The sequence below is a fragment of the Syntrophorhabdaceae bacterium genome (genome assembly GCA_028713955.1).
In the GTDB taxonomy this organism is placed as follows: Bacteria; Desulfobacterota; Syntrophorhabdia; order Syntrophorhabdales; family Syntrophorhabdaceae; genus UBA5609.
Genome location: JAQTNJ010000126.1, coordinates 1 through 9,002, shown reverse-complemented (window position 1 = coordinate 9,002; position 9,002 = coordinate 1). Strand labels below are relative to the sequence as shown.

At 45.3% G+C, this 9,002-nt stretch carries 10 protein-coding genes and 1 tRNA gene; 8 read left to right on the top strand and 3 right to left on the bottom strand.

The features are described 5' to 3' along the window. Positions 1-37 precede the first annotated feature (37 nt). Both PHU49_10925 and PHU49_10920 read right to left on the bottom strand, forming a co-directional pair. Positions 38-748 (bottom strand): C4-type zinc ribbon domain-containing protein, encoded by a 711-nt coding sequence (locus PHU49_10925; GenBank protein ID MDD5244514.1) that lies wholly within the window; start codon positions 746-748, stop codon positions 38-40. A 101-nt stretch (positions 749-849) separates the two neighbouring features. After that, positions 850-922: transfer RNA gene (locus tag PHU49_10920), tRNA-Ile, on the bottom strand. 172 nt (positions 923-1,094) lie between these two features. On the opposite strand from PHU49_10920, the gene PHU49_10915 reads away from it, so the two are divergent. The 6 genes from PHU49_10915 to PHU49_10890 all read left to right on the top strand — a co-directional run bounded on the left by PHU49_10915 (position 1,095) and on the right by PHU49_10890 (position 6,195). Continuing rightward, positions 1,095-1,442 (top strand): hypothetical protein, encoded by a 348-nt coding sequence (locus tag PHU49_10915; protein MDD5244513.1) that lies wholly within the window; start codon positions 1,095-1,097, stop codon positions 1,440-1,442. Positions 1,443-1,655: 213 nt separating this feature from the next. After that, positions 1,656-3,002: an NADP-dependent malic enzyme gene (locus PHU49_10910; protein ID MDD5244512.1), complete on the top strand. Its 1,347-nt coding sequence runs from the start codon at positions 1,656-1,658 to the stop codon at positions 3,000-3,002. Between the two features lie 3 nt (positions 3,003-3,005). Then, positions 3,006-3,845, top strand: coding sequence for a fumarate hydratase (locus PHU49_10905; protein ID MDD5244511.1), 840 nt, complete (start codon positions 3,006-3,008; stop codon positions 3,843-3,845). 47 nt (positions 3,846-3,892) lie between these two features. Further along, positions 3,893-4,444: a Fe-S-containing hydro-lyase gene (locus PHU49_10900; protein ID MDD5244510.1), complete on the top strand. Its 552-nt coding sequence runs from the start codon at positions 3,893-3,895 to the stop codon at positions 4,442-4,444. A 68-nt stretch (positions 4,445-4,512) separates the two neighbouring features. Then, positions 4,513-5,604 carry an inositol-3-phosphate synthase gene (locus tag PHU49_10895; protein ID MDD5244509.1) on the top strand — a complete coding sequence of 364 codons (1,092 nt, stop codon included), beginning with the start codon at positions 4,513-4,515 and terminating at the stop codon, positions 5,602-5,604. 9 nt (positions 5,605-5,613) lie between these two features. Continuing rightward, positions 5,614-6,195: a CDP-alcohol phosphatidyltransferase family protein gene (locus PHU49_10890; protein ID MDD5244508.1), complete on the top strand. Its 582-nt coding sequence runs from the start codon at positions 5,614-5,616 to the stop codon at positions 6,193-6,195. 318 nt (positions 6,196-6,513) lie between these two features. On the opposite strand, the gene ispG is transcribed toward PHU49_10890, so the two are convergent. Continuing rightward, positions 6,514-7,575, bottom strand: coding sequence for a flavodoxin-dependent (E)-4-hydroxy-3-methylbut-2-enyl-diphosphate synthase (gene ispG, locus PHU49_10885; GenBank protein ID MDD5244507.1), 1,062 nt, complete (start codon positions 7,573-7,575; stop codon positions 6,514-6,516). Positions 7,576-8,104: 529 nt separating this feature from the next. On the opposite strand from ispG, the gene PHU49_10880 reads away from it, so the two are divergent. Both PHU49_10880 and PHU49_10875 read left to right on the top strand, forming a co-directional pair. Further along, entirely contained in the window at positions 8,105-8,236 is a 132-nt protein-coding gene (locus tag PHU49_10880) for an OadG family protein (protein MDD5244506.1), read from the top strand. 20 nt (positions 8,237-8,256) lie between these two features. Beyond that, positions 8,257-9,002: sodium ion-translocating decarboxylase subunit beta (locus tag PHU49_10875; GenBank protein ID MDD5244505.1), on the top strand; the 746-nt coding region annotated here is incomplete at its 3' end.

The following is a 9,002-nucleotide window of genomic DNA, read 5'->3' as shown; positions in this document are numbered from 1 at the left end:
CCGGAGGAAGCACCGTCGATATACATATGCCAGTGCATTATTCGGCTTCTGTGAAATAGAGGATGCGATTACAGCTGGGGCATTGTATGAGCTTTTTATTCTTCGTTACCTCTATGAAAAGTTGCGGTGGGATATTCATGAAACAACCGAGACATACCCCGTTTTTGACGTTTGTTATAGCTACACCACCACGTTTTCCCTTGAGCATGTTGTATTTTAACCTCAGTTCATTGTTTACAACAGAAAGGAGGTTATCCCTTTGTGTTCTTAGCTCTCCGATAACTTTATCCATCGATTGGATTTCTGTATCCAACCTTGCCTTTTCAATCTCAATGTCTTTTCCGCGTTTCTGGAGTCTTGTCTGTGATGATTCGTAATCCTTTTTAAGTTCCTCAATCTTTTCCATAAGCGTGAGGATATCTTCTTCTGTCTTGTCGTTTGTCGCTTTTGCAGCTTCTATCTCTTTTAACAGGGCCTGGTATTCTTTGTTTGTTTTTACCTCGTAGAGCTTTGATTCGATCTTTTTGATCTTGTCCTTGTCAGCATCCAGTTCCTTTTCTTTTTTTCTCCGTTCTTTTTCCAGTTCCTCAAAGATCACCTTTTCTTTTTCCAATCTTTCTTTTAACTGTTTCAGTTCCTCATCCATTTCATTTAGTTTCTTTGGTGCTGTATGCAGTTTTGTTTCTTTTTCTATGATCTGTAATTCTATCTTTTGTGCTTCGTAAAGGGTGCCGAGTTCATGCTCCAAGTGCGACCTCCAAAATTTTAAAGGGGGTGACCCTATGGCCACCCCCTTTAAAAAAAGTTTTAATATCTGTTTTGAGATATTTTCGTTCCATATACATTATTTGGGCCCACCTGGGTTCGAACCAGGGGCCTACCGGTTATGAGCCGGTGGCTCTTCCAGCTGAGCTATGGGCCCGCTAAATTATAGATTAAACGATAATGGTGTTTTTGTCAAGGTTGTGAAGAAAGGGACAACGACATTTTTCCGGCAGCACACAGCGGCGGTTTTTTTATAAGGTTTATTGAAAATTTTGGTAAATATTATTTTTTTCAGAACACTTATATGGTACAAATTCCAGAGGGGTCGTATGGAAAAAGAGAAAAAAAGAGGTGTTATTCTCATCGTGATAGGTATATGCATACCCCTTCTGTCGCTGCCTTTTGTAACGGGTTATGAACAGCAAAAGGGAATTCTCAGGAACGTATACGAAACCGGAATACCGTTACAGGGGGTTGACCCTGAAAAGCGTGAAGCGGGTATAAAGCCGGAGACAGAAAAGCCAAAGACGGAAGGGACAAAGGACACAAGATCTTTCATAGAGAGGTTTACGCCCAGAATGCTGCCCTTGCGGTATATCCTCGCCCTTGGTGTTTTCCTTATATTCCTGGGTATTTTGAGGATAGATAAGGCGTTGAACAGAAAGGGCAGTGAATAGCATACTCGTATATAGTATTTCGTATATCGTATATCGAAAAACATAGAACACCCGTAAGTCGTCTTTTCACCTTTCACTTTTTACATTTCACAGGATTTATCGTCTCACGCTTTCTCAAACATTTTTCAAATTTTCGTTCCATTTTTCCTGAATTCTTTATAGAATGTCTTTTGGCAGTCAAATGTCGCTTAATTATTGAGGAGGGGAGGAGTTATGAGTGATTCTAAAGTAACAAAGGAAGAGCTTCTTGCGAAGGCAAAAAAGCCGGCTCAGGATGCCATGAAGATGCACCCTTACTATAAGGGTAAGATCGAGGTGATACCGAAATGTGTTATCAGGGATATCAATGACTTTGCCATATGGTATACGCCTGGCGTCGCAGAACCCTGCAAGGACATACAGCAAAATCCGGACAGGGTTTATGACCATACAAACAAGGCAAATATGGTGGGGATCGTTACAGACGGGACACGCGTACTCGGTCTCGGCGACATAGGGCCCATGGCGGGGCTTCCTGTCATGGAAGGAAAGGCACTCCTCTTCAAGTACCTCGGTGGAGTGGATGCCTTCCCGATCTGTCTTGACACAAAAGACCCTGACGAATTCATCAAGACCGTCAAATACCTGTGCCCGACCTTTGGCGGAATAAACCTTGAGGATATTGCAAACCCAAAATGTTTTTATATCCTCGAAAGGTTACGGGCAGAGGCCCCCATCCCGGTATGGCACGATGACCAGCAGGGAACTGCAGCGGTTACATTGGCAGGGCTGATCAACGCCTTGAAGGTTGTGGGGAAGAAGATGGAAGACGTGAAGATCACCATGATCGGAATAGGGGCTGCCAACGTTTGTATCACCAAAATGATCATTAAGGCGGGCGCTGACCCGAAGAAATTCATCGTTGTTGACAGTAAGGGTATCCTTAACAGAAAGAGGGATGATATCAAGCCCACCCATAAAGAGAAGATGGAATTCTGCCAGATAACGAATGCAGAAAACAGGGATGGCGATATGGAAGAAGCAATAAAAGGCCAGGACGTGGTAATCGCCCTTTCAAAACCAGGGCCCGATACGATCAAGAAAGAGTGGATCAGCACCATGGCGGACAACGGTATCGTCTTTGTCTGCGCGAACCCGATACCCGAGATGTGGCCATGGGATGCAAAAGAGGCAGGGGCACGGGTAGTGGCTACCGGGAGAAGCGACTTTCCCAACCAGGTCAACAACTCTGTTGGGTTTCCCGCAATATTCAGGGGTACTCTCGATGTTATGGCGACAACGATCACCGATGAGATGTGTATTGCCGCTGCGGTTGAGCTTGCAAAATGCGCAGAGGATAAGGGGCTCCGTGAAGATCATCTCCTCCCTACCATGGATGAATGGGAGGTATTCCCGAGAGAAGCGGTAGCTGTTGCGAAAAAGGCAATGGAACAGGGGGTCGCACGCCTGAAGATAGATGAAAAAGAGCTTTTCAGGATGGCCGAGATGAAGATACGAAGGGCAAGAGATGAGGTAGGCATACTCATGGAGAAAGGGATCATTGCGCCTTATAAGGAGTAAACTATGAGAGAGGTTCATACGGATAGTATTATTGCTGCTGTCGAAAATCTGTTTATTGATGCCAACATCAATCTTTCCCAGAACGTTTTTGACGCGCTGAGCCAGGCCATAGAGAAAGAGGAGTCCTCTGTCGGCAAAGAGGTGATCCGGGAATTGATCAACAACGCGAACATCGCCAAGGCAGAGCATATGCCGATATGCCAGGATACGGGTCTGGCCGTTACATTCGTCGAGATCGGCCAGGATGTCCATGTTGTCGGGGGTATGCTGACAGACGCGATCGCAGAAGGGGTACGCCGGGCATATCAAAACGGTTATCTGAGGAAATCGTGCTGTGATCCCTTTTCAAGGAAGAATACCGGTGACAACACCCCCCCGATTATCCATACCCACATCGTACCCGGAGACACAATAAAGATCGTCGCATTGCCGAAAGGCGGGGGAAGCGAGAACTATGGTGAGGTGCGGATGCTGGTGCCCTCCCAGGGGAAAGAAGGCGTGAAGTCATTCGTTGTTGAGATGGTCACGAAAGGCGGGCCCAATCCATGCCCTCCGATCATTGTCGGGGTTGGGATAGGGGGTAATTTTGAAACCTCGGCGCTGCTTTCCAAGGAGGCGCTCATGGCGCCAATTGGCCAGAGAAATCCGGATCCTGCGATAGCAGCCTTTGAAATGGAGATCCTTGACGCGATAAACAAGACAGGCATAGGTCCCCAGGGCTACGGTGGGACTGTGACCGCCCTTGACGTCCATATCAAGATGCTGCCCTGTCACATAGCGTCATTACCCGCGGCGGTGAACATACAGTGTCACGCGCACCGGATTAAAGAGATAACTATTTAACCCGGAAGGTAAGAAGAGCAGAGGGTGAGAAGGGAAGAGAGGTATATATGGAGATAAAAAGGATTCAGACACCGCTCGACGAGAGCACCATAGAGAAACTGAAGGCCGGAGAAAAGGTCTTCCTGAACGGTTTCATTTTTACCGCCAGAGATTCAGCGCATAAAAGGTTTTTTGAAACGCTCGACAAGGGTGAGGAGCTGCCCTTTGATATGCGCAACCAGATAATCTACTATTGTGGACCTTCTCCTGCGCCTCCAGGAAGGGTTATCGGGTCCTGTGGACCGACGACAAGCTCGAGGATGGACGCGTATGCCCCGCGATTGATCTCACTCGGGCTGAAAGGCATGATCGGCAAAGGGAAACGTTCGCAGGCTGTGAAAGATTCATTAAAGCAGTATAAAGCGATCTATTTTGGAGCAACCGGCGGGGCTGGAGCCCTGCTTTCAAAGAGCGTGGTATCTTCAGAGATCATAGCTTATGAAGAACTTGGACCTGAGGCAGTAAGAAAACTGGGCGTAAAAGACCTGCCTCTTTTTGTGATTAACGATATATACGGAAACGATCTCTATGAAGCGGGCATGCAGCAGTATCGAAGATAGACGACCTATATTTTTTTTGACATTTTAGGACAAATATTTTAAAAGAAGAAAAATTACAAGAGGATAAAATGCGAAAGATTCGTGTTGCCATAACAGGTGTTGGTAATTGTGCGAGTTCACTGATACAGGGATTGGCCTATTATTCTAAGAAAAAGAAAGAGACCATAGGGCTTATGCACTATGATATATGCGGTTATGAACCCAAGGACATCAAGATCGTTGCCGCCTTTGATATCGATAAGAGAAAAGTCGGGAGACCTGTAGAAAAGGCTATATTTTCAGAGCCGAACTGTACCAAGACAATTGAGGAAAAGATACCGCCAACAGGCGTGTCGGTCTCAATGGGACATATCCTTGACAGTGTTTCGCCTCATATGCAGGACTATCCGCCGGAAAGAACCTTTGTTGCCTCTAACGAAAAACCCGTTGATGTAGCCAGAGTGCTCAGGGAGAATGAAGTTGAGATACTGGTGAATTATCTCCCTGTCGGCTCCGAAAAGGCTGCCCGCTTTTACGCCCAGTGCTGCCTTGAGAACGGTGTCAGTCTCATCAACTGTATTCCTGTTTTTATTGCTTCCGATTCCTCATGGGCTCAGAGGTTCAGGAAACAGGGGATACCAATTGTCGGGGATGACGTAAAATCTCAGATCGGCGCCACGATTATCCACAGAAATCTGGTCAAGTTATTCCATGACAGGGGTGTCGCGATCGACAGAACGTACCAGCTCAATACAGGCGGGAATACGGATTTTCTCAATATGCTGAACAGGAAGCGGCTTGTTTCCAAGAAGATTTCAAAAACAGAGGCAGTGCAGTCCATGCTCGATGTCCCGATACCTCCTCAAAATATCCATATAGGACCTTCCGATTATGTCCCATGGCAGAATGATAACAAGGTCTGTTTTATGCGAATCGAAGGAAGGATCTTCGGCGACATACCGATCAACCTTGAGATGAGGCTGTCTGTAGAGGATTCGCCAAACAGCGCCGGCTGCATGGTTGACGCGATACGTTGTTGTAAGGTGGCAAGGGACCGCGGAGTAGGGGGGGTACTCGAATCAATATCGGCGTATACGATGAAACATCCTATCAGACAATATCCCGACGAGATCGCAAGGGTAATGGTTGAAGAGTTCATAAGGGGAGACAGGGAAAGATAGGCGCATCTTTTGATAAGCTCAAAGATAGGTCATTCTCTTGATCCGGCAATCTTAACGATATATCGTTTCTTCTTCCGTAACAGAATAATTGACCCAAATGTGCTGACACTCTGCGGAACATTTTTCGGGTTTCTTTCCGCGTTCTCTATAGCCTTTGGCTTTTTGATATCAGGTGGGATAGCCCTTCTGATAGCAGGTTTTTTCGATCTTCTTGATGGGGCAATCGCACGGCATACCAACAGGGTTTCTCTTTTCGGAGGATTTTTAGATTCTGTCCTGGACCGCTATTCCGATCTTGCCGTGATGCTTGGCATCCTTGTGTTCTTTCTTTATGGGAACGAACGGGCCTATGCCGTTGTGACCTTTATCGCATCAATGGGCATTGCGATCATACCCTATGCGAGGGCGAGGGCAGAGGCCGCTTCGCTGTCATGCAATACAGGCCTGATGGAAAGACCTGAGAGGATTATATTTTTGCTTATAGGTCTTTTTTTCAACGTTTTACATTATGTCGTTATTGTCCTGGCGGTTTTAAGCCACGTTACAGTGATCCAGAGGATCATGTATGTGAAGAAGAAAACCAGTCGATAGTGAATAGTAGATAGTATATCGTAGTTCGTATATCGGGATTCTAAAAAAACGTTCGGCGTTGGGCAAAAACAACCGTAATTCGTAATTCGTGAGACGTAAGTGGAAAAGCACAAGGTGCGAGGAATGAAGCGACGTAGCGGCCTCATAGGGTATGAATTATTAATGAGATTGCCGCGCTCCGCTCGCAATGACGTATTTACCTTTCACTGGGTTCACCCATTCACGAATTACGATTCACGCATTACGGGTTTTCCCACTTTTCACGGGGTTCATCCAATAACGAATTACGATTCACGAATTACGAGTGCCTTTCACCTTTCACTGCCTTAAGATATTGTAGATCTCTTCCTTCAGCACATCCTTTGCCATTTCTTTCGGGATGCCCGTCTTCACGACCTTGCCTTTCGCAAAAAGTATTGCCTTATTTGCGCCGAAGGCAACGCCTATATCCGCTTCTTTCGCTTCGCCGGGACCATTTACCTCACAACCCATAATAGCCACATTGAGATGTTTGTCGAAGTGGTTTGTATCTCTTTCAAACTCCTCTACGATCTCTGTCAGATTGACCTTGCAGCGTCCGCAGGTGGGACAGGATATTATATTAATTCCTCTTTTTCTGAGTCCCATATCCCGCAGGATATGGTAAGCAGCGATGACCTCGTAGACCGGATTGCCGGTCAGGGAGACCCGGAGGGTATCACCTATACCCTCGTACAGCAGGATACCCATCCCGATGGAGGATTTAATGACACCTGAAAAGACAGGCCCCGCCTCTGTAACCCCGATGTGAAGGGGATAATCGGAAAGTTTTGAGAATTTCTTGTAGGCCTCAATGGTTTGAAAGATGTCCGATGCCTTTAATGATACCTTCAATTCCGTCCATCCCGTGTCTTCAAAGAGACCGATGTAATAGAGGGCGCTCTCCACCATGGCCTCTGCATTGGGTTTATGATATTTCTTCAATATCCTCTTTTCCATGGAGCCGATATTCATCCCTATCCGCACAGGGGTTTTGGTGTCTTTGGCGCACATGGCAATCTCTTTGACCTTTCTTACGTTATTGATCGTCCCCGGATTGATCCTTATGGCGTCGATCCCCAGTTGCATAGCCTTTAAGGCAATTTTATGGTTAAAGTGGATGTCGCCGATGATCGGGACATCAACCTCTTTTTTCAGAAAAGGTATGATCTTGCATGTCTCTTCCTGCGGCAGAGCGATCCTTACCAGCTCACAGCCCGCCTTCTTAAGCTCCCTTGTCTGATTCAGTGTTTCCTGGAAGTTTTCAGGATTTGTTTTCAGCATCGATTGGACAACGATGGGGCTGTCGCCGCCGATGAAAACGTTTCCGATCCTGATTTTTTTAGTCTTTTTTCTTTTCATGATATAAAAGAGTGTGTTGTGTTACAGGATATCTGCCAATGAATGAATTCTATACCCTGTCCATGCCCATTGTCAATGACATGTATCATATTTATTATGGCAAATGCTATCAATGAGTCTATATCGCGAAAAAGGTCTTGAAAAGCATTTTGTTCGGTTCCAGAGAACGTCATATTTTTTGAAGGATAAACTATAGTTACCCTGATTGTTTATAAAGATACCTGAAAAATAAGGAAAAAATGGTGTAAAAGAAAAGAATGCCATATTAGTATCTTATTAATATTTAAGATAATTATAACTTTGTTAAAGATTTCACTTGACTCTGTATTGACAGTGATATAGTTATTTTGTCATTACGATAGAAAGTAATAAGCAATTAAATGTCTGAAACATTCAATATTTTAGGAGAAAGCGTACATGATAGATAAATGGACCTTCGGAATAACCATGCTCAATATTGGGAGGAGGCTTGTATGATAGATAAATGGACCTTCGGAATAACCATGCTCAATATTGGGAGGAGGCTTGTATGATAGATAAATGGACCTTCGGAATAACCATGCTTGTAGTAGGTATGGGAGGTACTATATGTACCCTTATTATCTTTAGCCTCATTATGTCAGCGCTGAAGAAGATCTTTCCTTACAAAAAAGAAGAGTAAAAAGGAAGGGGAGAGGATATATGATTGATGCAATGGTAGGCGGTTTATCCGGACTCGTAGCAGGATTTGTAGCTTTTCAATGGTCAAATGCGTTAATGATGATAATCGGTGGGGTCCTCCTTTATCTCGGAATTAAAAAAGATTTTGAACCGTTGCTTCTCGTTCCGATTGGTTTCGGGTGTATTATTGTGAATATCCCTCTTGCCGACCTTATGGAAAAAGAAGGTTTTTTGAGGATTATCTATGATATGGGCATTATCACTGAATTATTCCCACTGCTCATTTTTGTGGGAATAGGCGCTATGACGGATTTCAGGCCTGTATTGGAGAACCCTTATACGTTTCTTCTCGGCGCAGCGGGGCAATTTGGTATATTTCTGACGCTGCTCCTTGCCCTGATGTTGGATTTCCCTTATAAAGATGCAGTAACGATAGGCATTATCGGTGCATGTGACGGGCCGACGGTTATCTATGTCGCATCTCAGTATGCCCCGCATCTCCTGGGGGCTGTATCGGTTGCGGCATATTCATACATGTCTCTTGTTCCTGTTTTGCAGCCTCCTATTATGAGAATGCTTACATCGCAGAAAGAACGTGAAACCATTATGAAGACCCACAAAAAGACGGTTTCAGATACCACAGCGCTTCTTTTCCCTGTTGTTATAACGATTGTTGGCGGTCTCATCGCACCGAAGGGCTTACCGCTTCTTGCAACGATCATGCTTGGAAATTTCATGAAAGAATCAGGCGCAGTGAGCAGGCTCAC

What these genes read in the sequence shown, in the direction of transcription:
- PHU49_10905 (MDD5244511.1), top strand. Translation starts at nt 3,006, where the DNA reads ATGAGAGAGGTTCATACGGATAGTATTATTGCTGCTGTCGAAAATCTG.
- ispG (MDD5244507.1), bottom strand. Translation starts at nt 7,575, where the DNA reads ATGAAAAGAAAAAAGACTAAAAAAATCAGGATCGGAAACGTTTTCATC.
- PHU49_10900 (MDD5244510.1), top strand. Translation starts at nt 3,893, where the DNA reads ATGGAGATAAAAAGGATTCAGACACCGCTCGACGAGAGCACCATAGAG.
- PHU49_10910 (MDD5244512.1), top strand. Translation starts at nt 1,656, where the DNA reads ATGAGTGATTCTAAAGTAACAAAGGAAGAGCTTCTTGCGAAGGCAAAA.
- PHU49_10915 (MDD5244513.1), top strand. Translation starts at nt 1,095, where the DNA reads ATGGAAAAAGAGAAAAAAAGAGGTGTTATTCTCATCGTGATAGGTATA.
- PHU49_10880 (MDD5244506.1), top strand. Translation starts at nt 8,105, where the DNA reads ATGATAGATAAATGGACCTTCGGAATAACCATGCTTGTAGTAGGTATG.
- PHU49_10895 (MDD5244509.1), top strand. Translation starts at nt 4,513, where the DNA reads ATGCGAAAGATTCGTGTTGCCATAACAGGTGTTGGTAATTGTGCGAGT.